Origin of the sequence: Streptococcus penaeicida, from assembly GCF_002887775.1 — a bacterium.
GTDB lineage: Bacteria > Bacillota > Bacilli > Lactobacillales > Streptococcaceae > Streptococcus > Streptococcus penaeicida.
Map to the genome: position 1 here is coordinate 276,712 of NZ_LOCM01000015.1, position 23,685 is coordinate 300,396.

Sequence of the window (23,685 nt, forward strand, 5' to 3'; positions counted from 1 at the left end):
TTTTACCAAATTATTGCCCATTTGACCGCAAAAAGAGCCGACTTTGTCGGCTAGTTTTATGCGTCTGATTGACTTAAGATGTTTCTACAAATTTTTCAATTACCGCCATAACACCCGAGTCATCATTGCTGGAGGTCATGAACGTTGCGGTTTCTTTGACTTGGTCGTTGCCGTTAAGCATGGCGTAGGAATGCTCAGTCATGGCTAACATTTCCAGATCATTGTTACTGTCGCCGAAAGTAGCCATTTGACTGGCTTCTAAGCCCCATTTTTCTAGCAAGAAAGCCATGGCAGAACCCTTGTTGACGCCTCTAGAGATCACATCCACATTGCCGTTGCCGGTCTCCACTGCCACCACTCGCTCACCTAATTGCCCATTGAGGGCATTGACGATCTCCTGCGTTTCCGAAACAGTGGTGTTAAATGAGAATTTTAAGATTTTGTCAGATGGCAGAGCATCAAAGCTAGCCACTTGCAGTAATTCTGTATAGTAAATGGAGAACATTTCCAAATCAGCTGCGCTGGCAGAATCCAAGATGTAGGCAGATTTTTCACCACAGACAACAGCTTGATTGGCCAAATTATTGTCGTAGAGGTATCGGATAACGGTGGTCACAATATCATCTGCAAGCGGATAGGTCTTCAGGACCTGTCCTTTATCGACGATATAAGCCCCGTTTTCCCCAACGATAGTCATCTTATCAGCGTAGCCTGAGAAGAATGTCTTGATCTGATAATACTGGTTGCCACTGATAGCCACGAAGTGCTTTTGCTGAGCATCTATTTTTTCAAAAAGAGCGGCAAAACGCTGACGATCATAATCGTTTTGACTATTTAAGAAAGTGCCATCCATATCGGTAGCAAATACTTTAATATCCATAAACGTCTCCTTTTCTTAAAAAGAAGGCTTAAAAGTTTCCCTTTAAGCCTTAACTTTGTTTAGTTGAGTTTCTTATTTTTTTGGTGTGTAGATTAGGTGTTCGTTAACGAATGCTGTGAAGCCAAGTTCACTTAATTCACGGCCATAACCTGAGTTTTTGATTCCGCCGAATGGAAGTTCTGGAAGACTTGCCCAACCTGAGTTGATGAATGACATACCAGTTTCGATTTTTGCAGCAACTGCTTCGCGGTGTTCTTTGTTGCTTGAGAAGATGGTACCACCAAGACCATAGTTAGAGTCATTAGCCACTTCGATAGCTTCTTCTTCTGAAGCCACTTTGTAGATTTCCCCAACTGGACCAAAGATTTCTTGGTAGTAGATTGGGTTATCTTTAGTCATACCAGCAATGATAGTTGGCATGACGAAGTTACCTGGATGGTCAATAGATTCACCACCGTATACTAATTCAGCTCCGTTGTCTAAAGCCAATTTAATTTGAGCAAGAACATCTTCTTTAGCTTGAGCTGATGATAATGGTGCCAAAGTTGTTTCTGGATCCATTGGGTCACCCCATTTAGCTGTTTTGAAGACTTTTGTTAATAATTCTTTGAAACGATCATAGTCTTTTTCAAGAACGATGAAACGTTTAGAAGATGTACATACTTGCCCTGCATTGTAAAGACGTGAGAAGAAAAGAACAGATTCTAATTCATCCCAATCAGCATCGTCAAGAATGATGAAAGCATCATCACCACCCAATTCAAGGGTAGTTTTCTTCAAGTTTTTACCAGCTTCTTCAGCGATAGATGCACCTCCACGTTCAGAACCAGTTAAGCAGACACCAACAACACGTTTATCAGCGATGATGTTAGACACTTGGCCGTAAGAAACAAAGAGGTTAGTAAATGTACCTTTTTCAGCACCAGCTTCATCAACTAATTCTTCAAATGATTGCGCTGACCAAGGACAGATTGAAGCATGTTTCAAGACCATTGGGTTACCAACGATAAAGTTTGGAGCAAACACGCGCATGATTTGGTAGTAAGGGAAGTTCCATGGTTCAACCGCAAGAACAACACCTGTAGCTTGTTTGATGTAGTAAGCGTCACCAGTATCAGTAGCAAGTGGAGTTGGTTCTAAGAATTTGTCAGCATTGTCAGCATAGTAGTCAGCAATGTCAGCACAAAGTTCAATTTCACCTTGAGCTTCAGTGAAAAGTTTACCCATATCTTTAGTCAAGATTTCCGCATATTTATCACGGTCACGACGTAAGATAGCAGCCACTTCATGAAGTTGCGCTTTACGAGTTTCTAATTGGTCATCTTTGCGCCATTTTTTGTAAAGTTGGTGTGCCGTTTCAAGCACTTCTTCTAATTGTGCATCAGTAGTGTTCTCATATTCTTTAAGAACTTCATTTGTAAAAGGGTAAATAGTTTTATAAGCCATAATAAGCCTCCTCTTTTTATTACTTAAAGTCTATCAGAAATTGAGAACGATTTCAAAAAAATGCTACGAAATGCGAAAATTTTCGAAAATTTCTCAAAAGTAGCGGAAAAATAAGGTGAGAACCATATAAAAAAGGCAAATAATTTTGCCTTTTCCATAAACTTTTTTGTGTGTAGTATCTATTTAGACAAAATCTCTAAAAGTTCCTGATAATTAGAAACCACATAAGTTGGCTGAGCTTTACTGCCATTTTCTAAGTGATGCGGGTTATACCAAACCGTATCAATGCCAGCATTATTACCACCTTGAATATCGGCTGATAAAGAATCGCCAATCATTAAACAGTCACTTGGGTCAAAGTCGGGAATTTGTTGGCCAATCCAATCATAAAATGCTTTATCTGGTTTTTGACTACCAGAGGCTTCTGAAATAAAGACCTTCTCAAAGAAAGATTCAATTTCGGAATTTCTCATACGACCTGTTTGAATTTTCGTAATCCCATTAGTCGCAGCATAAATGCGGTAGCCTTTTTCTTTTAAAGTAGCCAATAATTCTGCCGCACCAGCATAGGTTTGCCCTTGATGTTGGAGGTGGGCCTGGTATCTTTCCGCCATGTAAATGCCATCGACAGTTTTCCCAAAATGATCGAACAACTTAGCAAAACGGGTATTAACCAGCTCTTTTTTGGTCACCAACTTGAGCTCCAAATCCTTCCACATAGCCTGATTCATGGGTTTGTAATAGTCTTTGTAGGCCTGAACATCGGTGACCTTGCACTCAATTAAAAGTTCAGACAAAGCCACTTCTTCTGCTTTATCAAAATCCAGCAAGGTGTGGTCAAGGTCGAATAATAAGAATTTGTATGACAATTTTAGGATTCCTTTCTAGGATTGCAAACAGGGCGACGAGGTATTATGTGTCAGTAAAATTCTAAAATTTCCTGACCATTTGATGAGTCCAATTATATCATAATAATAAAATAACTGATTCGAATTACATGAGATATTATTGATCACCTAAGATACTAAGGTAATGATCAAGTCTTTCATTAATATATCGAGCAAATAAATCTTCCATAGCTGACAAATCACCTTTTGAATGGTATTGATCAAAAGCCTGATAGTAGGCCAATCTATCCGTAAACTTAATATTTATTGGAGGATAACCTGCTTTCATCAGCTCTAAATTAACTAATAATCGACCAGTACGGCCATTACCATCAATAAAGGGATGAATGCTTTCAAACTCAATATGAAAAAGAGCCATTTTGGTAACAATATTTTCCCTATTGCTTTCAAATTTGCTTAGGAGTTGTTCCATCATTGGACGGATAAGATAGGGCTGAGCTGGTTCATTAGCTGCTCCCATAATACGAACTGGGACTTTTCGATAAACACCACGGTCGTCCTTTTTATCTGATAAAACTAAATAATGAATGTCCTTTATGACTTGTTCCGTTAAACTTTGTTTTTCAGAAACAAGATTACAAATATATTTGAAAGCCTCCTGATGTCCGATGGCTTCCAAGTGGTCTTTTAAAGGCTTCTGATCAATGGTTAACCCTCGTAGAACCATGTCTGTTTCACGCAGGGTGAGCGTATTTCCCTCAATAGCATTTGAATTATAGGTAAATTCAACTGTAAATTCTTCTAGTAAGCGTTCTAATTCTCCACTTGTTAGTGGTCGTAATGATTGCAGAACTTCCAATTTTTCTTCAATGAGGGGAATGAGACTAGCAGTTTTTTTGTATCTCCCATCTGACGGCTTTTTAGCATCAATTGGAATTTGCCATGCTCTGCGCTCTTGGAAAGCTCCTTCAATTTTGCCTTCCTGACAAAGGGTTCGAATACGTCTATCCGAAATTCCCCAGAGAAGTGCTGCTTGTTTTACACTCATATAGTCCATACATAACCTCACTTTCAAACCCAATTATACCATAGTTCGGAACAATAGAGGATTTATCGGAATAACATTTTCGATTTAGCGGAACAATACAAGTGAAAAATCTGAAAATCATGGTTTTAACCCACCCAAAAAGCAGCCCTTCTTTCGTAAAGCTGCTTTTCTCTTACTTCTTAAAGTTTCACATCTTTTAATTCTGGGATGTATTTGTAAAGGGCTTTAGCAATGCCGTCGTGGTCATTGTCGTCTGTGACATCGTAGGCGACTTCTTTCAATTCATCGATGGCGTTGCCCATAGCGATGCCATATTTGACGTATTTGAGCATGGCCATGTCATTTTGGGCGTCGCCGAAGGCCATCATGTCATCGCTTGAAATGCCCATTTCTTCGAAGGCTTTTTCGATAGCCACATCTTTTTCCACGCCCTTAGCGTTGAATTCATAATAGAAAGGCGCTGTCATTCCGGTACGGGCACGATCTTTAAATGGCGCCCCCATTTTTTCTGCATTTTCAGCCATATAATCAGATGAAGCTGCTACCAAAATTTTTGGTACTTCGAAATCCACGAAGTCTGCCAAATCAGCTTTTTCACAAATCAAGAATTCATTGGATCGTGTCTCATATTGAATAATATCCACATCACCATTAGGCGTCTGAATCATGCCCTTGAAAGCATCGTTCAGGTACATGTACTCGTCCTTATTAACCATTGGAATACAGTCGAATTGCTTCAAATGTTCCAAAATTTCCTTAGCTAATTCTGTCGGCATAGCTTCTCATAATAGACTTCTTTGGTCTGACTATTGATAATCAAGCCACCATTGTAACAAATGAAAATGCCGTTATTTTTCTCAAAATCTAACCAGCGACCAAAACGGCGTAGCCATTCTCACTACGAGCTGACGCAATGGCCAAGCGGATACCCATTTTCTGAGCTTTTAATAAAGCTTCCTTAGTTTCAGCAGTAATCTCTTTTTGCGAGTTAGTCAAAGTACCGTCAATGTCTAAAATAATCGCTTTAATCATGACAATCAAATCTCCTTTTTTTCTACTAAGCCTATTATAAGCTTAAATAAGAAGTTGCGACTCTCTAAGAATTCATTCGGAAAGAAATCTCACATTTAGAAAATTTAGGACAGGAATTTTGAAACATATGTCTCAATCTCGGTCAATCATCATTTGATAAGTTGAGGTCTTATAGTCCTTATTGCGATCATAGTTTTCCTTAAAAACAGTGGTGTAAAGTAAATCGAGGATAAATAATAAGGAAAGTCGCGTCGAAAAGGATGAGATTTTCTGATAATGATTTTCTTTAGGCGACATATATAGAATATAGTCAGCGTAGTCAAAAAGACGCTCAGCTTCTGGTGAACAAATCAATAAAATCTTGGTATGATTCTGTTTAAGAAGTTTACAAATATGCCCCATTTGATGAGATCGCCCACCAAAAGAAATCACAATAGCAAAGTCTTCTTCTCGGCTTGAGGCCGCCGTCCAAGACATGTAATAGTCTTCTTTTGGAACTTCAACTCTTTTACCAATCTCAGTAAGTTGGAATTTAAAATTTTCAGCAAAAAAGATATTACCCGCCGAAGTGAAAAGTAAGGTTCGGTCAGCTTTATTAAGCTGTCTAGCTACTCGATTCAAGACTTGCAGGTCCATTAAATTGGCTGTCGATTGGACTGTTTCACCATATACTTCTTGCATATTGCTTAACATTTTTTCCAAACTATCTTGGCTTTGTACTGGAAAATCAATATTAAAATTAGATAGCGTTTTTTGGTATTGATCCAGGTCAGCCTGTAGATTAAGTTTTAGGTCAGAAAAGCCATTGACACCCAATTTATCACAAAATCGATAAAGTGTTGAGCGTGAAACAAAGGTTTTCTTACAAATAGTATTGAGCGACATCTTAATAAAAGCTGGACTATCCGCAAAAATCAATGCTTTGATAGCCTCCTCATTGGTACTTAATTTAATGGTTGATAATTTTTCATAGATATTCATCGTTTTCCTCAACTTATCCTAAACTAGAGATCTTAGTAATACTAATATATCTTAAAGTGAGACAAATTTCTCATTTTTAACTTTTAATAGTTTGACAATATGAGATAAGTGTACAAGTGAATCCCAAGGGATTGAAAGTCGAAATCAATTATCTTACACTTAAATTAAGCTATCTGGCGGCTAAAAAAACCTCCTATGTTTTGTGGTTACGCGGATAAAAATCCCTTGATTTTATTTTCAAGGGATTTTTTTATTTGTAAAGTGTCTATATCATGACCTTACTATTTTGCTTTAATAGCCTACTTGTCTTTTTTGCCAAAGAAATTATCAACTGCTAATGCTCCACTTCCTGTAAATACAAAAAGGAAAAAGACAAAAGTATATAAAGCGGCTAATTCACCCTTATTGACATAAGGTAAGAAAATATTACCTGCTAAACCATGAAACATGAAATAGGCTACGGCCATTTCACCAGATAATACAAAGGCAGCAAGGCGTGTTCCTAATCCAATCAATACCAAAAATCCTAGTACTAATTCAAGGATACCACCAACACCCATTAAACTTGCTAGAGGGACTGCTTTTCCACTAAAGAGTCCGAATACTTTATCCAAACCGTGAAAGAGCATCATGTATCCAGCAACGATACGTAATAAACCTAAAGCAAAAGGACTGAAACGATCTATATGTTTTTCCATAAATTTCTCCTCTGTAAGTATTTGAATTTTATACTAGTTAGTAATACTTACTAAACTAGTTTAACCAATTATGAAAATGCTCGCAAGTGTTTTGTTTGATTTTCAAAAAATTTCATTTTATTTCTGATGAATTCTTACTTTATCAAATTTAAAAACCCCACCTTACTGAAGATGGGAAAAGATAGATTCTGCTAGCGCCAGCCATTTTACCCTTGATAGACCAATCCAAAAAGGATAGCTGCAATGATTAAAATTGGAGCGGGCACCTTTTTACTAAGTAATAAAAGGCTGGTGATTAATATAATCAGTAATTCCAATAAGTTATTTTGTCTCGTCATGGTTTGGGTAATTGCTGTCAGGGTAATTAGGGCTGCAACTGCGATGGTAACCCCTTTTAGGAAATAGGATACAGCCTTAAATTTTCGAATGGTTTGCCAAAGTGGAGTCATGAAATAGACTAATAGTGTGCCAGGAAGGAAAATGGTAAAGCCACCTACAATGCCGATAAGTAAGGCGAAGATACTTTGCGAGAACCCTCTAGATGCTACAAATGCTGCAAAACTAAAGAGTGGACCTGGGACGGCTTGGTCAAAGGCATAGCCTGCTAAGAAATCGGATTGACTAATAACGGTCTGAAGTTTGACAAAATCTTCAATCATCATTGGGATGATCAATTGGCCACCGCCAATGACTGAATAGCCATAACGGTAAAGTGAAGCAAGCAATGTCATTAAGGGTTGTCCATTGATAGCTGCTAACTCCAAGATGATGGCAATGGCGAATAAGGCCACTAAGTAAATCCATTGTGGCTTTTCATTCATCTGACCTAGGTAATGCCACTGTTCCTTGATTTGAGACCAATGAGGCAATGATTTAATAAGACCTGCCAGCATGAGGAGGATGAAAATCATCCAAACTGAGCATGAAAGGGTAAAGTAGGCCAGAATAGCTATGGCAATATATAGGAACAAGTCCGGCATTCTTTTGACGGTTTTGCGAGTCATATTGATGGCTGCATAGACGATGAAGCCAATAGCAACAGCGGGTAGGAAGCGGACAAGGCTTTGCCAATGTTGATTGTCCTTAAAAAGCTGAAAGAAGAGACCTAAGGTGGACATCATAAGAATAGCTGGACTAACCCATAAAAGGAAGGTTAACAGTGCTAATTTTTTACCACCTAGGTGATAACCAATGGCAGTAATTGTTTGCGTGCTTGAAGGACCCGGTACGATTGAAAAAAGTCCTATTAATTCTGCCAATTCCTCTTCAGTAATATAAGACTTCTTCTCAATCAACTGGTGTTGGAAGACGCCATAATGAGCTTCCGGGCCGCCATAAGATGCCAAGGCACACAGAAAGACATCTTTTAAAAATTGCTTCTTCGACAAAAGTTTAGCAGTCATCTCTAATCTCCGTTTTGAATTTATTTTCGACTTACTTTAAGTTTATCATAATCAGTTCATTTCATCTTCTTTCTAACTTTGTCAGTAACTGAAAGCCGACACTTTTAGAAAAATGGCATATTGATTTTCAAAAATGATTATAAAGATTTGACTGAACTTTCTTTAAGTTGTCAGTAATTTTCAGAACTTAATTTATATTTTCTGACAATCCCATTAGGTCAACCCTTATTTTCTAATAATGTCATTTTGACCTCAATATACAAGGTAACTGACAAGCAAAAAAGCCTTGCACAGCAAGACTTCTTAATAAATGCCTTTTATAATTTCAACACGAGTAATCACATCACCATGCATTTTATCAACGCGTAAAGCGACATTTTTCAAATAGACAACCGAACCAACCGAGATGGTTTTATTGTCCTCTTTGAGACGACGAGTCATATAGCTACGGAGAGTATCTTCTTTTTCTCCAGGAATGGTCACACGCGCCAAGACATTAATCATTTTCAGCTTGTGACTTCCCCTAACAATCATACGGGTATTGTTATCAAATTGAATAAAGAGGTAACGTCTAATAGCAAAGAGGACTGCTACTGCGATGATGCCAAAGAGAAAATCCAACATATTTGGATGATCAACAATCAGTTGACGGGTCAAGGCAAAAAGCAAAACTTCAATGACTGTCTTAGGACCTGGATTGGAAATCATTTTGATAAGCTCAATACCTACGCTAAGGCCATGGCTCGTGCTAAGACAATTTCGAATAATTTTAAGTCGTCAATTCCGCTTGACATAAAACCTGTCATATCCCTTAATAATGAAAAGGCAAAAAAGGCCATGGCTATCATTAAAATAAAGGATAAGATCATTTCCAAATAGTCTGAAAGTTCTTTTTCAAATTCCTGTAAATATTTTCTCACATAAGCTCCTTATCAGTCTTAAATTTTCTCTATTTCTATCTTACCATATTAAGTTTTGAGAAAATAGTTTGATGCTTAAGGCTTAATCGTCTTTTCTGGATAGGTTTTAAACCATTCCTTTGTCAAATGAAGATAAGCCTGACTACCAAGGTTACCATCAATCCGGTCATAGGCATGATTGGTATAGGGGAAAATAACCAGCTTGTTGGCAATTTTTTTCTTAGTTAAGATTTCTGCCAGTTCATAAGTAGGTTCTTGAGGAACAAGACTATCCCGTTGACCAGCCATCAATAAGGTTGGTGGGGTCTGCGGTGAAATAGCATTCTTAGGCGTTAGGCGAGCATATTTTTTAGGCAACTGATCGGGACGGCCTCCTAGGTAGGACAATACCATTAATTTGGCCAAATCCCCCTTGACCAGGTCACTATTTTCATAAAAATCCTTAGGACTAGCAACGGGATAAGAGACAGAAACCGCGTCAATCTGAGGTAGCTTTTCCCCATTTGCAGCCCGGAAATGGCCACTATTGATTTTGTATGACAACTCTAATGCCAAATTACCGCCAGCAGAAACACCAGTCGTATAAAGGCGATCCGTGTTGCCACCATACTTATCAATATTATTTTCAATCCAAGCAAAACCTTTAATCAACTGTTCTTCTGTCACATCTGACAAATGGCGATTCTTGTTGGAAAGGTCATAATCGAGACTGACCACCACGAAATCATCCTTAGCAAAACTTCTCCAGTAATAGTCATGTGAATAACGGGTACCGGCAACCCAACCACCGCCGTGGATATATACCAGAACTGGCTTATCCTTAACATCATCATCCTGATAATAAACATTGAGTTTCACTGGCCCCAACTTAGAATAGCTATAGGTTTTGACAGCCAACTTAACCCCCGAAGTATCCTCCACCTGATAGGATTTCAGAAAGGAAACATTGGCCCCAAGCTGATTCAGATTGGTTTCAATGGTCATAATCATATAGGCGCCCATGGCTAAACTGAGGGAAGCAATTGCGGCATTAAAAATATGCCACTCACTCTTCTTGTTTTTGATGCCTAAATAGACACTAACCAGAAATAATCCACAAAGCACAGGGAGCCAGACCCGAACATAGGGGACGGTGTAGTGATTTGCGATGGAACCCAAGTAAGGTAAGGGAAAGAGAGTCGCTAAATTAAAAATAAAAACAACAATAACAATCAATTCTAATAGCAAAAAGGCAAACTTTTTAATTATAGACAACACAGTCCTCCACTTCTTTTCATAAATATGTATCAACTTTTAGCCTATCAAAAGATTGGAAGACTAGCAAGTTTTGACTACAAATTTAGAAAATTAAAAAGTCATTTCCCAAAAAGAAATGACAGAAAGTGATAGATTAAATGTAAAGTAATTTTAATTGTGTCTCTTAAATATTATTAACTTTTACCAGGTCCCTAATAGAGCTTGCATCAGAAGGCTGACACAGGTAATGGCTAGCCAACAAATAGCACCTAAAGTTATAGCTTGTCCTCCTGTTTTAACCAACTTAACGACATTCGTGTTAAGTCCAATGGCTACCATGGCCATTACAATAAAGAATTTAGATAAGATTTTGAGATTTTCAAACAAAATCATATTAAAGCCAAGAGCTGAAGCAATTGTCGTTACCAATGAAGCTAATAAAAAGAATAAAACAAAAGTCGGGAAAGCTTTTTTCAAACTAAAGCCTTTTGTTGAATCGGATTGCTCCTCTTTTTTCGCCTGATAATAAGAGAGACCTAAGGTAATGGGAATAATGGCTAGAGTTCTGGTTAATTTGACGATTGTCGCTCCATCCAAAGTATTAGAGTGATGAAGAGCATCCCAGGAAGCTGCGGTGGCAGTTACCGAAGAGGTATCATTTACAGCAGTCCCAGCAAAAATGGCAAATCCATGATTAGATAATCCAAGCAACTGACCTAGTGTTGGAAAAAGTAAAGCTGCAAGAATATTAAAAAGGAAAATAACGGAAATAGCCTTAGCGATTTCATCATCTTTTGCCCCTACTACTGGTGCTGTAGCGGCAATAGCTGAACCACCACAAATTGAGGAACCGACACCGACCAGTGTTGCCGTATTGACATCAAGATTAAGTTTCTTTTGGAGGAAATAGGCAACTATCAAAGCTGTTGCAATGGTTGAAATAATAATGGGAAGCGACTCCAGACCCACTTTTAATACCTGAGTTAAATTAAGCCCAAACCCTAATAAAACGACAGCAGTTTGCAAGATATACTTGGAAGTAAATGCAATACCCACTTGCGTTTTGTCACGTTTCTGATAAAAAAGGGCAATTAGCATCCCCAATAAAATACCGAAAACAGGTCCCCCGATTATGGGTAGGGCTTGACCAAAAAACCAAGCCGGCAAGGACAAAGCTAGACAAATGATAATTCCGGGAAGTTTTTTTTGAATACTGATCATAGAGACTCCTTTACTGTCATCTATTATAGAACTTTCAGAAAAAATTGCAAACCAAGGAAAAAAAGCCCTGCCATAAAGCAAAGCTTTTCATTTTCCAATGTTTTATCTTTTTAAGATTTGAAATGAATGATTTAGAAAATTAATAAATCACTAATGATCATAATCAAATGAAGTCTAACACATTCCAAAAAATGAGTTTATCAAAATCTTTAAGGGAGATTCTTAAAGTGCACCAACAATTTTATGTGGGAGGTAATTAGCTTCTAATATCTCCATTTCTTCAGCTGTCAGTTCCAAACCGAAGGCACCCATAAAGTCATCCAAATATTTCTCTTTGGTCACACCAACAATTGGTGAGTGAATACCTTTTTGCCAAAGCCATGCGAGAGCTACCTGAGCTCGACTAACCCCACGCGCATCAGCCACTTGAGCTACTGCTTTAACGATTTCTTTATCTTGATCCTCAGTTGAATCGTATTTCGAAATAGCCACTTGGTCAGTTTTACTACGGGCAGTATCCGCATCCCAGTCACGCACCACACGACCAGCAGCAAGCGGACTATAAGGGACTAGAGCAACACCAGAATCCTGACAATATGGAATCATCTCACGCTCATCTTCACGGTAAAGCATGTTGTAGTGATTTTGCATCACTGAGAACTTGGTCCAACCATTTTTTTCAGCTACATTTTGGGCTTTTTGGAATTGCCAAGCATACATAGCTGATGCTCCAAGATAATGAACCTTACCAGATTTAACCAAGTCGTTCAAGGCCGACATAGTCTCCTCAATTGGTGTATTGTAGTCCCAACGATGGATGTAGAGCAAATCAATGTAGTCTGTTCCTAAGCGTTCTAAGCTAGCATTTACCTGATTAAAGATAGCTTTGCGAGAAAGGCCTGTGGTATTACGTCCTTGATGTTGCCCATCACCGAAGAATAGCTTCGTAGCAATGACAATTTCTTCTCTATCAGCAAAATCTTTAATAGCACGACCTAAATATTCTTCACTTGTTCCGGCAGCATAGGTATTTGCAGTATCGAAGAAATTAATTCCCATATCGAGTGATTTTTTGATGATCTTACGACTAGCTTCTTCATCCAAAAGCCAACCAGTGTGGAATCCCTTACTAGCATCCCCAAAACTCATACAGCCCAAACATAATTTCGACACTTCTAAACCAGTATTGCCTAATTTAATATATTCCACTAGAAAATCCTCCTCTATAGCTTTTTCAGTATCCTTTTCTGACCAATTGCCTTTTCGGTATATTTAATCAGACTAGTTATCTTTTAGCTAAATTAAATCTATCAAATTGCCTTTTCAGTCAACTTAATCAGATAAAATAAATTTACAGTATATTTAATCTGCCCAAATTTCTTTTGCCCGATTGAATGCTGACCAAGCTTTTGGCCAGCCAACATAGAAGGCAATATGGGTGATAATTTCAGAAATTTCTTCTTTAGTTACTCCGTTTGCTTTTGCACGTTGTAAATGGTGTTCTAATTGTTCTAAATTACCACCTGAAATTAAAGCTGAGACCGTTACGATTGAACGAATTTTAGCCGGAAGCTCCTCTTCACGAGACCAGATTTGACCGAATAAAACATCATCATTACACTCGGCAAATTTAGGGGCAAATTCGCCCAAAATATCACTACCTGCTGTTACTTTTTCTGCCATTTGAAACCTACTTTCTATTTCTCCACACTTTGATATTGGTCATCGGTTACTTCTTCATAAAACTCGCTAGCACCTGAGGTAATAGCAATATGTGAAAACCAAGAATCCTTGCTAGCACCGTGCCAATGTTTAACACCTTTATCAGTAACCACGACATCACCTGGCTTCAAAGCACGCGCTTCCTTGCCTGCTTCTTGATACCAACCTTGACCGGCTGTTACCAAGAGAATTTGGAAGCCATCCAAATGGATATGCCAGTTGTTGCGGCAACCAGGCTCGAAAGTCACATTTCCCACAGATAGACTTTGGTCGGGTGACTTGGCAAGTCCATTAAGGTAAGATTGGCCAATGAAAAACTTGCCAAAAGGATTTTCCTCACCAAGTTCAAAAATACCATTTTTTACTTCTTCTTCATGCATGTTTAATCCTCACTTTCTTTATCAAACAATTCATGTTCCCGTGGAACAACCTTATTGCGGTAGTTGTCAATCTTATGATTGAGCCGATCAAGGGCCATCTGTAGCTTATCAATTCGACCTTGCAAGCCTTCTTTTTCGTCTTGGAGAATAGCCAAACGGGCTTCAATGGTTTTATCCCCTTGCTCAACAAGCCCAATATACTCAATCAAGCTTTCTACAGAGACACCAGCTCCGCGGAAAAAGCGAACAAATTCCAAAACGTTGACATCGTGCTCCGAGAAATTTCGAATACCAGAATCATTGCGACTCACAGGCGGAATGAGACCAATCCGTTCATAGTAGCGAATGGTATCAGCTGAAACACCTGTCAGCTCACTTACTTTTTTAATATTCATAGAATCTAAACTCACTTATTATATTTTTTCAAACATTCATTTTTTCGATTAAAAGGAATAACTATTTCATTAACTGCAGAAGTCATTAATTCCTGTCAGTCATCGTTAAGTCCTTTTAGAAAGTTGTGACCTTGTCTTCTTTAGTCTATTATTGACTAACAATGACTAAAGATTTAATGGCTTCACGTTTATCCATTGCTTCATAGGCTGCTTGGATATCATCCAAGGCAAATGATTTAGTAAATACTTTACCTGGATTAATTTTGTCATTGAGTACTGCTTCTAAGAGAACTTCTTTATCAAAAGTGGTTACAGATGCAATTCCGCCACGTAGACCAATATTTTTCCAAAAGAGGTTATTGGTATTCATCTCAGCTTTTTGTGGGACGCCGACACGGCCAACAATTGCCCCTGGTCGTCCGAGTTGAACGGCCGTTTCAACCGATTGTTCAGTGCCAACACATTCCAAAATAGCATCAGCCCCATCGCCATTAGTGAGTGCCATCAATTTTTCGACGGCTTGATCACCACGTTCAGCGATGATATCCGTTGCACCAAATTCAAGAGCTAGCTCTTGACGGTCTTTGTGACGACTCATGGCAATAATCCGTTTGGCTCCCAAAAGTTTCGCAGCAATTACGCCGCAAAGGCCGACAGCTCCATCTCCCATGACTACTACTGTGTCACCATCTTTAACTTCTGCTGTTTTAGCAGCATGGTAACCAGTTGCCATAACATCTGATAAGGTTAAGAGTGAGTTGAGTTTTTCTTCTGAGTAATCTGATGGTTGTCCTGGAATTTTGACTAATGCCCAGTCTGCATTGGTGTAACGGAGGTATTCTGCTTGGTAACCAATGTTTTTGCCAGGGACATGGTTGGTACAATTGCCATCAAATCCTGCTTTACAAGTTGCACAATGGCCACATCCATGAGTAAAAGGCACAACCACAAAATCACCAACGGCTACATTTGTCACATCTGACCCGACTTCTTCGACGATACCAATAGCTTCATGGCCTGCGTATGAACCTGAAGGGCGATCTGAAATCCCACGATAACACCATAAGTCAGAACCGCAGACACATGCTCTAACAATTTTGATAATCGCGTCACTTCCTGCTTCAATAACAGGTTTGACACGTTCTGTAATTACCATTTTTCCTGGTTCCATAAATGTTGCTGCTTTCATATGAGTACCTCTTTTCTATACTTTCATTATAAACATTGGAGTCTACTCCAAGTCAAGAAAAAACATTAATATAAAACAATATTTCAGAAAATTTCATTATCTTTATCAAAATTGGAACTAAATTCCAGAATTTCTAATTCATCCTGATATGGAATTCCAAACCTTTAATTGACACTAAAAAAACTTCCAAATCACTTAGATCTTTTGTAGTCGAATTGCAACTCGCAATGGTTCTTAAAAATTGACTGTCACTTTAATTCTGATTATTAAACTGAGTGATTTTTTAATTCTGATCTGGCTGTAAAGGACCATAGAAATAAGATGCAGTTGCTCCGCCATCAATCAGCATGGTAGAACCTGTGATGTAGGCTGACCGATCACTCATTAAAAGTTCTGCTAAATTAGCTACTTCGTCTGCTGTCCCTGGACGGCCGGCAGGTGATCTGGCAAACATATTTTTATAGAAATCTCCTCTTGGTCCATTAAATTCATCCAAGGCAAGGGGAGTTACAATAATACCTGGTGCAATAGCGTTTAACCTTGCTCCATTTTGTGACCACTTGACTGCCTCAGCCATAACACGTTTTTCATTTGCCCGTTTTGCCAACTGATAGGCATGGAGGCTGTCTGAAATCTGGTCCGTTTGTAAGAAATCTATGGCTAATAATTCTTCTGCGTCAACAGTAGCAAGAGCTCTGTCTTGCTCAGCTGTTAAGGCCGGCATGCGGAAACCTGATTGGCTGGAGATGGTTACACCAGAACCACCTCGAGCAATCACCTTACCCACTTCTTCCAACAATATTGCTGTGCCATACAAATCGACTTTTAGGACAGTTTCAATGGATGCTTGTGAGGGAGAGACACCCGCACCATTAATCAAGTAATGGATTGGCCCGTAGCTTTGTCCTAAGGAAATCATCTTTTGAATGGAATGTCTGTCTGATAAGTCCATCTCAATAGCTTCCACATCAAAACCAGCTTCTCGCATTGTTTTAGCAATAGCTTCTGCATTAGCTCGATTTTTATCGCCTAAAATGATTTTGCAACCTGCTCCAATTCTTCTAGCAATGGCCATGGAGATTTGACCAGCTCCTGTTACTAAGATTACTTTTGTCATTTATTGAACCTCATTTACTATTATATTGACTCTATTCTATTCCTTGGAGTTAACTCCAAGTCAAGAGAAAATATTATTTTAATGAAATTTTTGAGATTTCATTTTTGAATTTTCGTTATTCCTTAGAACTCTGTGGAATGTAAAAGAAAAAAAGCAATGAAGTTCAAATCTTCATTGCTATTGTTTTATTTACCTGAAAAGACTGGGAATTTGCTATATTCCCCATAATCAGTGAATTTAATGGCATTAAGGGTTTCCATATCTTCACGTGAAATGGTGAAGTCCACTTGCATGTTACTGTGCATGTGTTCTGGATTTTCGGTTTTTGGTAGTGCAATCATGTCCAGTTGTAAGACATATTTAATACATAATTGGGCGATGGTTACCCCATATTTATTAGCCATTGCTTTGATTGTTTCATTACCTAAAGCTTGACCATGGGCAATTGGGGAATAGGCTTCAATTAAGATTTCTTGACTTTCACAATATTCAACCAAATCAAAGGGGATATTCCAATATGGGCCAAAATTTGGTTGACCGCTGGTCTTATTGTTCCGTGGCTTAGGATGTTCTCAATATCTTCTCTTTGGAAGTTTGATACCCCGATAGATTTAATTTTGCCGGCTTTGTGAGCATCTTCCAAAGCACGCCAAGCTTCCAAGTTGCCCTGATCAAAATTCTTGTCGCTTGCTCGCCATTCTTGCCAAGGCTGAGGACTATGGATAATCATCAGGTCAATATAATTTAGTCCCAACTTATCTAAGGATTCTTGGATAGAGTCTGCAGCTGCTTGGTAGGTTTTGTGTTCTGCACCAACTTTTGTTGTCACAAAAATTTCTTCTCTGGGAATGCCAGACATAAAAATACCTTTACCAACACCAACCTCGTTGCCATAAGCCTGAGCAGTATCCAGATGGCGGTATCCTAGTTTTAAGGCTTGTACGACCACGTCTGCTGCTTTGTCATCTGGAATCATCCAAGTCCCAAGTCCTAAGTCTGGAATGCGATTACCGTCATTCATTTTGACCATTTCTATCATCTTCTATCCTCCATTCTTTCCTCTATTATAGCATTGACCATAGGAGGCAGGTCAAGCAGAAACCTTAAGAGCCAAAAAGCCTCCGCTTAACGTTGCAGAAGCTTTTGATTTGGTCTTTTTTTCAAGATATTGCTGATGCGTGCCTGTATTTTCTCAGAGACATCTCGTTTCCGATAGCCTGTATAATCATGAATTAATTGTCTGATTGATTTATACATAATGGCTTTTTTAGCTTGGTCAATAGAATTGAGTGAGGAAATCACCTTGAACAAAGCCATAAAGGATTTTTCATCAAAGGTAAAGGCATTGAGACTGGTAATGCCACTAGCAATTAGAGCATCAAAGAAGGAATCGCAAACCAATTTCAAATCCTGTTTGGACAATTGTCTGGTCCAGTCCCTAAAGGTTTTTTCTAGGCTAAGGCTGAGTTCCGTCTGACTTGGAACGGTGGCTAATTTACCTTCTAAATGGACCTGCCAATTACAGGTTTTATGTTGAAGGACACCAAAAGCTAAACTTTTGACGACTTTAGGCTTAACGTCACAATAAAGCATCACACCGACCACTGATTCTTGCGGTCTGACAACCACTAATTTGTTTCGGATGACCATATAGGATTCCCTTTGCAACAATTCTTCTGCTATCCCTGGCGAGTCTAATAAATAGACTTTTTTAATTTTTTCTTGAACGCTCGGCAATGAAAAACTTGAGGCGTAAAGGGCTAAATTACCACCTTTTGAATGGCCTGTTAAATAAATCTTTTGGTCGGGATGGTTGCGTACGTAGTCTCTCACATAATGAATGGCTGACCGATGTGCGGGGATTTCAGACATATAAGTTAGTTTGAAATCTTCCTTCCAGCCAATTAAAGAGTCATCGGTACCGCGAAAAACGATTTGGACATGATTAATACTTGGAATTGTGAAGACCATGGCCGCAAATTGTTTTTCGAATTCCTTATTGATCTCATTAACATAATGAGAAAGGGTTAGGTCTTCAAAGCGTTGCGAAGCTTGAATGGCCTCGAATAATTCTAACCGCTCTTGTGTGATTAAATAGTTGTATATGGTTTTCCGACGGTCCTCTGGATCATTCTTGTCAATGTCTTTAATCTTGATTTTGGTTGTCTCATCGATGGTCGCTACTGCTAATTCATCAAAAGAAAGATAACCAATCTCATTAATAGCTATAATATCTAGTTCATTGAGGGGTAGGTCAGCAAATGAAGTCTTGGCCTGCTTCTCAATGTAATCTTTTAATATGGGCAATCTATCACCATCCTTCTTTCACTCTTTCATTCTATCCAAGAAAGTAGTGATGGTCAAGTTTGCTTCCATTGCTTTCTTTCTTAGAGTATTTTTTCCATTTGCGTTTGTTGGGGTTTAAAATCAGCTCGCTCATAAAAAGCACGCGCCAGCTGGTTGGCTTCCCAGACATTCAGAGTCAGGTTAAAAGCACCATGTTGACGGGCTAAATCTTCCGAAAAAGCCATCAAAGCTTGGCCGACTCCCTGATGACGAGCTGCTTGAGCCACACACAAATCCTCAATGTAGAGAGATTTATGGGGATAACGAACTCCATTGTTCGGCTGCTTCCACTCTAAAAAGAGATGGCCCAAAACCTGTCCATTAGCCTCATAAACATAAATTGGCTTTTGGGGATTGCCAAGCATGGCCTTCAACTCTTCCTGATCAAACTTAGAAGAAGCTGGCATAAACAAATCTGGGCGCAGGTCATGGTGCAGTTCTGCAATCTCAAGGAGAAGCTCCTGCAGGGCTTGAAGGTCTTTTCTCTCTGCTAAACGTATCATCTTTTCCCTTTCTTAAATGGCTAGCGCAGCCCATCCCACTCGGCGTAGAATTGGTCTAAGTAAGTTTCTAGGAAGTCATGTCTTTGCTGGGCTAATTGACGGCCGTAGTCCGTATTCATACGGTCTTTGAGCAGTAATAATTTTTCATAGAAGTGCATGATGGCCGTATCCTGGCCATTGCGGTACTCCTCTTGCGTCAGATTTTCTCTTGGCTTCATATTAGGGTCATGAATCAAGCGGTCTTTGTGGCCAGAATAGGCCATACAACGCGCAATGCCGATGGCGCCGATGGCATCCAATCTGTCCGCATCTTGGACAATTCTTGCTGAATGGGACTGGAGTTCCTCCCCTTTGCCAGCTTTGAAGGAAATATGTCGTGTAATGTCTAAAATTTCCGCAAGCTCTTCTGCAGGCAAGTCTTTTGACTGGAGAAAATCCGCTACTTCTTGGTCAGCTGCTTGAGGGTCCACATTGAGTTTCTCATCAGCCATGTCGTGCAAGAGCGCAGCCATTTGACAAATAAAAAGGTCCGCCCCTTCGGCCTGGGCAATGGTTTTAGTAGTGTTGGTCACCCGGACAATATGCCACCAGTCATGACCACTGGCCTCGCCTGCAAGTTTAGCTTTCACCCATTCTTCTGTTTGAGAAAGGATGCTCTTTCGAATGTCATTCATCTGTTTAATCTTCCTCGTTTCTAAAGAGATCTAAGTACTGGGCATAGCCTTCATTTTCCATGTCCTGGTAGGGAATGAAACGGAGAGCTGCTGAATTGATGCAGTAACGCAGACCACCGGCCTCTTTGGGACCATCATTAAAGACATGACCTAAATGGGATTGCGCTTGGCGACTTCGCACCTCAACCCGGTGCATGCCAAAGGATGAATCCTCATGGTTAGTCACAAGCCGGTTATCAATAGGCTTGGTAAAAGCCGGCCAGCCGCATCCTGATTGGAATTTATCGAGTGATGAAAAGAGGACTTCACCACTGACCACATCCACATAAATACCCTTGTCGAAAAAATTGTCATACTGGCCAGTAAAGGCTCTTTCTGTTGCCGCATTTTGCGTTACTTCATAGGCCAAGTCACCTATGCGTTGGCGCAAGCTTTCTTTGTCTTCCATAAGTCCCTCCTTGTTGAGAAAATTACTTTCCTTTTATTGTAACAAATTCTTACAAGAATGACTTCTTGTAAGGATTTTACTGAATTATATTTTTTTGATATTTTCCTGTTGAAACTTATTGTTTCTTTTTTGATACTTTCCTGTGGTAGTGCGGTCGTTAGGTCAAACAGTCAGGGGAGTGACTGTTTGAGAAATCCTAGGAATTCCATTGCTAATTATTATACCCCTTCACCTTTTGGTTTTCAGGTTCAGGCAGTAATAGTCCACTGGACTATTACTCTCTAAAAAATTCCGGTAACTGAAATTTCTTTTCAGTTACTACCACTTCAGCGGAAAGTATCAGGGGTGGCTCGCTTTCGCTCGCCAAGGGCAGGGCCGAGGATTGGATTATTAATCTTTCTAAATTTGTCATTCTATTTCTTAATTTGTCGCAATTTTTCTTTTGTTAGATGAGAATGTTAAACATTATCATTTTCCAAAAATACAACAAAAAAAGCAAAGACAATTTCCCATGTCTTCACTTTTCATCACATTTATTTTTTGCTATCTTCATCCATTGAGAGAACGCTGAGGAAAGCTTCTTGTGGGACTTCAACTGATCCGATAGCTTTCATCCGTTTCTTACCGGCTTTTTGTTTTTCCAAGAGTTTGCGTTTACGGGAAACATCCCCACCATAACATTTGGCCAAGACATTTTTACGTAGGGCTTTGATGTCGGAGCGGGCAACAATTTTTTGCCCGATAGCTGCTTGAATAGGCACTTCAAACTGTTGACGTGGAATAATTTTCTTTAATTTTTCAACGATAAGTTTTCCACGTTCATATGCAAATTCACGGTGGACAATAAAACTAAGGGCATCAACTTTTTCCGCGTTAAGGAGGATATCCATTTTAACCAATTGTGATTTGCGGTATTCGGAAATCTCATAATCAAAGCTGGCGTAGCGCGGGTTGAAGACTTAAGTTTGTCAAAGAAGTCAAAAACAATTTCTGCCAGAGGAATCTGATAGATAACATTGACGCGGTTATCATCAATATAGTCCATAGTTACGAAATCGCCGCGCTTCCTTTGGGCTAATTCCATAACAGCCCCTACGAACTCTTGAGGCACCATGATTTGCGCTTTGACGTAAGGTTCTTCGATGGACTCAACCTTGGTTGGATCTGGGAACTCAGATGGATTTGAGACGTGAACCATTTCGCCATCTGTGGTGTTGATTTGGTATACTACCGATGGCGCTGTCATGATCAAGTCAATGTTAAACTCACGCTCCAAACGCTCTTGAATAACATCCATATGCAAAAGACCCAAGAAACCACATCGAAAACCAAAACCTAGAGCTTGAGAAGTCTCTGGCTCAAACTGCAAGCTAGCATCATTAAGCTGCAACTTCTCTAAAGCTTCCCGCAAGTCATTGTACTTGTTAGACTCAATTGGGTAAAGGCCGGCAAAGACCATGGGATTCATTTGTTTATAGCCGTGCAGAGGTTCAGCAGCGGGATTGGTTGCAAGCGTGACCGTATCACCCACACGTGTATCAGCCACCGTCTTAATTGATGCAGCTATGTAACCAACGTCTCCGGTTGCTAAGAATTGACGACCTACTGTTTTGGGGGTAAAAATACCAACTTCAGTAACGTCAAAGGTTTTACCGTTGGACATCATTTGAATCTTGTCACCTGGTTTAACAATACCATTGATAATCCGAACCTGTAAGATAACGCCACGGTAGGCATCATAAGCTGAGTCAAAAATCAAGGCTTGTAAGGGGGCATCAACATCACCAGTTGGTGCAGGAACTTTTTCCACAATTTGCTCTAAGATTTCTTCAATCCCAATACCAGCTTTGGCTGAGGCTAAAACAGCTTCAGAGGCATCAAGACCGATAACATCTTCAACTTCCTGACGAACACGTTCTGGATCGGCAGCAGGTAAATCAATTTTATTTATAACTGGAAGAATTTCCAAGTCATTGTCTAAAGCTAAATAAACATTGGCAAGGGTCTGAGCTTCAATCCCCTGAGCAGCATCGACAACCAGCACAGCACCTTCACAGGCAGCAAGCGACCGTGATACTTCATAGGTAAAATCCACATGTCCCGGGGTGTCAATCAAGTGGAGAATATAAGTTTCCCCATCTTTGGCGGTATAATTCAGTTCAATGGCATTGAGTTTGATGGTAATGCCACGTTCTCTTTCCAAATCCATTGAGTCTAGAAGTTGGGCCTGCATCTCACGGGAAGAAACCGTTTCTGTTTTTTCTAAAATTCTATCAGCAAGAGTCGATTTACCGTGATCAATATGGGCAATAATCGAAAAATTTCTGATTTTTTCTTGTCTTTGTTTCAATTCTTGACTATTCATTCAATCTTCATTCCTATACAATTTTTCGTTACCCTTAATTATAACAAAAGACAAGTTAAAGCGCTATAAGAATAATCCTGTAAAAAGCGGGTTAGTCAGGTTAAGGTATCTGATAATGTTATTATTTCTCATGAAAATGCTACCTTATTGTAAGCAAACTGTCACAATTTTCTTCCTATTTAACTAGTATTATGTGATATAATTATTTTTATGAAAAAGTTAAACCTCACGGGAGAGAGGTTCGGTCGACTGAAAGTCATCAAAAGGACTGAAAAAAGAGCCGGTAATAATGAGGTAGTCTACATCTGCCGCTGTGATTGTGGGAAATTCATAGAAGCATATACCTCATTACTAAGACGAGGAAAGACAAGGTCTTGTGGGTGTTTACACCGTGATACGAGAATGAAAGATTTACGTGCTTTGAACGCCAAGAAGACCATCATTGACGGCGTCGTCATTGATATGTTTGAAAATCGTCAGAATAAAAACAACACCTCTGGTTTCAAAGGTGTTTATAGTCATGGTCAAGGTTTTATTGCTCGTATCTGTGTCAAAGGTCAACATTACCATGGACCCACTAGAGCAACAAAAGAGGAAGCCTACTTAGATCGCCTAGCCTTTGAAGAAAAGCTTCTTCCAGAGGTTGCCCGCCAAGAGAACGACAAAAAAGAATAGCTAAATTACTGAGTCAGACAAGAGGAAATTCCGGCTCTTTGTCAACTGTAGTGGGTAGATGAAAAGCTAAGATCTAGAGAGTATCAAATTGGTACTCTCTATTTTGATGTTCAAAGCAATCAAAATACGTTTTTTAAAGTTTCAAAGTTCCGAAATCC

The 23,685-nt window shown here is 39.3% G+C and carries 22 protein-coding genes and 3 pseudogenes; 1 reads left to right on the forward strand and 24 read right to left on the reverse strand.

Going from position 1 to position 23,685, the window contains the following annotated elements; genetic code table 11:
- Nucleotides 1-73: 73 nt before the first annotated feature.
- From AT575_RS04295 to lepA, 24 genes and pseudogenes are all read right to left on the reverse strand, one after another.
- Nucleotides 74-853 (reverse strand): Cof-type HAD-IIB family hydrolase, encoded by a 780-nt coding sequence (locus tag AT575_RS04295; protein ID WP_245871448.1) that lies wholly within the window; start codon nucleotides 851-853, stop codon nucleotides 74-76.
- Nucleotides 854-952: 99 nt separating this feature from the next.
- Complete coding sequence (locus tag AT575_RS04300; RefSeq protein ID WP_102777312.1) at nucleotides 953-2,326, reverse strand: NAD-dependent succinate-semialdehyde dehydrogenase; 1,374 nt, start codon at nucleotides 2,324-2,326, stop codon at nucleotides 953-955.
- Between the two features lie 179 nt (nucleotides 2,327-2,505).
- Nucleotides 2,506-3,195 (reverse strand): pyrimidine 5'-nucleotidase PynA, encoded by a 690-nt coding sequence (gene pynA, locus AT575_RS04305; RefSeq protein WP_102777313.1) that lies wholly within the window; start codon nucleotides 3,193-3,195, stop codon nucleotides 2,506-2,508.
- 136 nt (nucleotides 3,196-3,331) lie between these two features.
- Complete coding sequence (locus AT575_RS04310) at nucleotides 3,332-4,231, reverse strand: Fic family protein (protein WP_102777314.1); 900 nt, start codon at nucleotides 4,229-4,231, stop codon at nucleotides 3,332-3,334.
- A 170-nt stretch (nucleotides 4,232-4,401) separates the two neighbouring features.
- Complete coding sequence (locus tag AT575_RS04315; protein WP_102777315.1) at nucleotides 4,402-4,998, reverse strand: HAD hydrolase family protein; 597 nt, start codon at nucleotides 4,996-4,998, stop codon at nucleotides 4,402-4,404.
- Between the two features lie 88 nt (nucleotides 4,999-5,086).
- On the reverse strand, nucleotides 5,087-5,254 hold the full coding sequence (locus AT575_RS10985) for an HAD family hydrolase (protein ID WP_102777316.1): 168 nt from the start codon (nucleotides 5,252-5,254) through the stop codon (nucleotides 5,087-5,089).
- A 132-nt stretch (nucleotides 5,255-5,386) separates the two neighbouring features.
- A complete protein-coding gene (locus AT575_RS04325) occupies nucleotides 5,387-6,235 on the reverse strand; it encodes a MurR/RpiR family transcriptional regulator (protein WP_102777317.1) in 849 nt (282 codons plus the stop codon).
- 299 nt (nucleotides 6,236-6,534) lie between these two features.
- Nucleotides 6,535-6,933 (reverse strand): DoxX family protein, encoded by a 399-nt coding sequence (locus tag AT575_RS04330; RefSeq protein ID WP_102777318.1) that lies wholly within the window; start codon nucleotides 6,931-6,933, stop codon nucleotides 6,535-6,537.
- Between the two features lie 206 nt (nucleotides 6,934-7,139).
- Entirely contained in the window at nucleotides 7,140-8,336 is a 1,197-nt protein-coding gene (gene chrA / locus AT575_RS04335) for a chromate efflux transporter (RefSeq protein WP_102777319.1), read from the reverse strand.
- Nucleotides 8,337-8,639: 303 nt separating this feature from the next.
- Nucleotides 8,640-9,256 (reverse strand): annotated as a pseudogene (locus AT575_RS04340) (hypothetical protein).
- A gap of 75 nt (nucleotides 9,257-9,331) precedes the next feature.
- Complete coding sequence (locus AT575_RS04345; RefSeq protein ID WP_245871450.1) at nucleotides 9,332-10,513, reverse strand: alpha/beta hydrolase; 1,182 nt, start codon at nucleotides 10,511-10,513, stop codon at nucleotides 9,332-9,334.
- A 180-nt stretch (nucleotides 10,514-10,693) separates the two neighbouring features.
- Nucleotides 10,694-11,713 carry a YeiH family protein gene (locus AT575_RS04350; RefSeq protein WP_102777321.1) on the reverse strand — a complete coding sequence of 340 codons (1,020 nt, stop codon included), beginning with the start codon at nucleotides 11,711-11,713 and terminating at the stop codon, nucleotides 10,694-10,696.
- Nucleotides 11,714-11,935: 222 nt separating this feature from the next.
- Entirely contained in the window at nucleotides 11,936-12,922 is a 987-nt protein-coding gene (locus AT575_RS04355; RefSeq protein WP_102777322.1) for an aldo/keto reductase, read from the reverse strand.
- Nucleotides 12,923-13,075: 153 nt separating this feature from the next.
- Nucleotides 13,076-13,396, reverse strand: coding sequence for a carboxymuconolactone decarboxylase family protein (locus AT575_RS04360; RefSeq protein WP_102777323.1), 321 nt, complete (start codon nucleotides 13,394-13,396; stop codon nucleotides 13,076-13,078).
- A gap of 14 nt (nucleotides 13,397-13,410) precedes the next feature.
- The gene (locus tag AT575_RS04365) at nucleotides 13,411-13,815 is read right to left on the reverse strand and encodes a cupin domain-containing protein (protein WP_102777324.1); all 405 of its coding nucleotides are present in this window, start codon (nucleotides 13,813-13,815) and stop codon (nucleotides 13,411-13,413) included.
- Nucleotides 13,816-13,817: 2 nt separating this feature from the next.
- A complete protein-coding gene (gene nmlR, locus AT575_RS04370; protein WP_102777325.1) occupies nucleotides 13,818-14,210 on the reverse strand; it encodes a stress response transcriptional regulator NmlR in 393 nt (130 codons plus the stop codon).
- A gap of 148 nt (nucleotides 14,211-14,358) precedes the next feature.
- Nucleotides 14,359-15,399 (reverse strand): zinc-dependent alcohol dehydrogenase family protein, encoded by a 1,041-nt coding sequence (locus AT575_RS04375; RefSeq protein WP_102777326.1) that lies wholly within the window; start codon nucleotides 15,397-15,399, stop codon nucleotides 14,359-14,361.
- A gap of 283 nt (nucleotides 15,400-15,682) precedes the next feature.
- A complete protein-coding gene (locus AT575_RS04380; protein WP_102777327.1) occupies nucleotides 15,683-16,516 on the reverse strand; it encodes an SDR family oxidoreductase in 834 nt (277 codons plus the stop codon).
- A 185-nt stretch (nucleotides 16,517-16,701) separates the two neighbouring features.
- Nucleotides 16,702-17,555 (reverse strand): annotated as a pseudogene (locus AT575_RS04385) (aldo/keto reductase).
- A gap of 86 nt (nucleotides 17,556-17,641) precedes the next feature.
- Complete coding sequence (locus tag AT575_RS04390; RefSeq protein ID WP_102777328.1) at nucleotides 17,642-18,823, reverse strand: Mbeg1-like protein; 1,182 nt, start codon at nucleotides 18,821-18,823, stop codon at nucleotides 17,642-17,644.
- Between the two features lie 80 nt (nucleotides 18,824-18,903).
- Nucleotides 18,904-19,365 (reverse strand): GNAT family N-acetyltransferase, encoded by a 462-nt coding sequence (locus AT575_RS04395; RefSeq protein ID WP_102777329.1) that lies wholly within the window; start codon nucleotides 19,363-19,365, stop codon nucleotides 18,904-18,906.
- A 20-nt stretch (nucleotides 19,366-19,385) separates the two neighbouring features.
- Nucleotides 19,386-20,039, reverse strand: coding sequence for an HD domain-containing protein (locus tag AT575_RS04400; RefSeq protein ID WP_102777330.1), 654 nt, complete (start codon nucleotides 20,037-20,039; stop codon nucleotides 19,386-19,388).
- Between the two features lie 4 nt (nucleotides 20,040-20,043).
- Nucleotides 20,044-20,487, reverse strand: a complete 444-nt coding sequence (gene msrB / locus AT575_RS04405; protein ID WP_102777331.1) for a peptide-methionine (R)-S-oxide reductase MsrB — start codon at nucleotides 20,485-20,487, stop codon at nucleotides 20,044-20,046.
- A gap of 533 nt (nucleotides 20,488-21,020) precedes the next feature.
- A pseudogene (gene lepA / locus AT575_RS04410) lies at nucleotides 21,021-22,852 on the reverse strand (translation elongation factor 4).
- Between the two features lie 402 nt (nucleotides 22,853-23,254).
- Between lepA and AT575_RS10785 the strand changes: the two are divergent.
- The gene (locus tag AT575_RS10785; RefSeq protein ID WP_165778643.1) at nucleotides 23,255-23,527 is read left to right on the forward strand and encodes a hypothetical protein; all 273 of its coding nucleotides are present in this window, start codon (nucleotides 23,255-23,257) and stop codon (nucleotides 23,525-23,527) included.
- The last annotated feature ends 158 nt before the right edge of the window (nucleotides 23,528-23,685 follow it).

Bases quoted from the DNA above. Each gene is read 5' to 3' on its own strand.
- AT575_RS04300 (WP_102777312.1), bottom strand. From the start codon at position 2,326: ATGGCTTATAAAACTATTTACCCTTTTACAAATGAAGTTCTTAAAGAA.
- AT575_RS04375 (WP_102777326.1), bottom strand. From the start codon at position 15,399: ATGAAAGCAGCAACATTTATGGAACCAGGAAAAATGGTAATTACAGAA.
- AT575_RS04380 (WP_102777327.1), bottom strand. From the start codon at position 16,516: ATGACAAAAGTAATCTTAGTAACAGGAGCTGGTCAAATCTCCATGGCC.
- AT575_RS04315 (WP_102777315.1), bottom strand. From the start codon at position 4,998: ATGCCGACAGAATTAGCTAAGGAAATTTTGGAACATTTGAAGCAATTC.
- nmlR (WP_102777325.1), bottom strand. From the start codon at position 14,210: ATGAATATTAAAAAAGTAAGTGAGCTGACAGGTGTTTCAGCTGATACC.
- AT575_RS04325 (WP_102777317.1), bottom strand. From the start codon at position 6,235: ATGAATATCTATGAAAAATTATCAACCATTAAATTAAGTACCAATGAG.
- msrB (WP_102777331.1), bottom strand. From the start codon at position 20,487: ATGGAAGACAAAGAAAGCTTGCGCCAACGCATAGGTGACTTGGCCTAT.
- AT575_RS04395 (WP_102777329.1), bottom strand. From the start codon at position 19,365: ATGATACGTTTAGCAGAGAGAAAAGACCTTCAAGCCCTGCAGGAGCTT.
- AT575_RS04350 (WP_102777321.1), bottom strand. From the start codon at position 11,713: ATGATCAGTATTCAAAAAAAACTTCCCGGAATTATCATTTGTCTAGCT.
- AT575_RS10785 (WP_165778643.1), top strand. From the start codon at position 23,255: ATGAAAGATTTACGTGCTTTGAACGCCAAGAAGACCATCATTGACGGC.
- AT575_RS04295 (WP_245871448.1), bottom strand. From the start codon at position 853: ATGGATGGCACTTTCTTAAATAGTCAAAACGATTATGATCGTCAGCGT.
- chrA (WP_102777319.1), bottom strand. From the start codon at position 8,336: ATGACTGCTAAACTTTTGTCGAAGAAGCAATTTTTAAAAGATGTCTTT.
- AT575_RS04330 (WP_102777318.1), bottom strand. From the start codon at position 6,933: ATGGAAAAACATATAGATCGTTTCAGTCCTTTTGCTTTAGGTTTATTA.
- AT575_RS10985 (WP_102777316.1), bottom strand. From the start codon at position 5,254: ATGATTAAAGCGATTATTTTAGACATTGACGGTACTTTGACTAACTCG.
- AT575_RS04400 (WP_102777330.1), bottom strand. From the start codon at position 20,039: ATGAATGACATTCGAAAGAGCATCCTTTCTCAAACAGAAGAATGGGTG.
- AT575_RS04360 (WP_102777323.1), bottom strand. From the start codon at position 13,396: ATGGCAGAAAAAGTAACAGCAGGTAGTGATATTTTGGGCGAATTTGCC.
- AT575_RS04310 (WP_102777314.1), bottom strand. From the start codon at position 4,231: ATGGACTATATGAGTGTAAAACAAGCAGCACTTCTCTGGGGAATTTCG.
- AT575_RS04365 (WP_102777324.1), bottom strand. From the start codon at position 13,815: ATGCATGAAGAAGAAGTAAAAAATGGTATTTTTGAACTTGGTGAGGAA.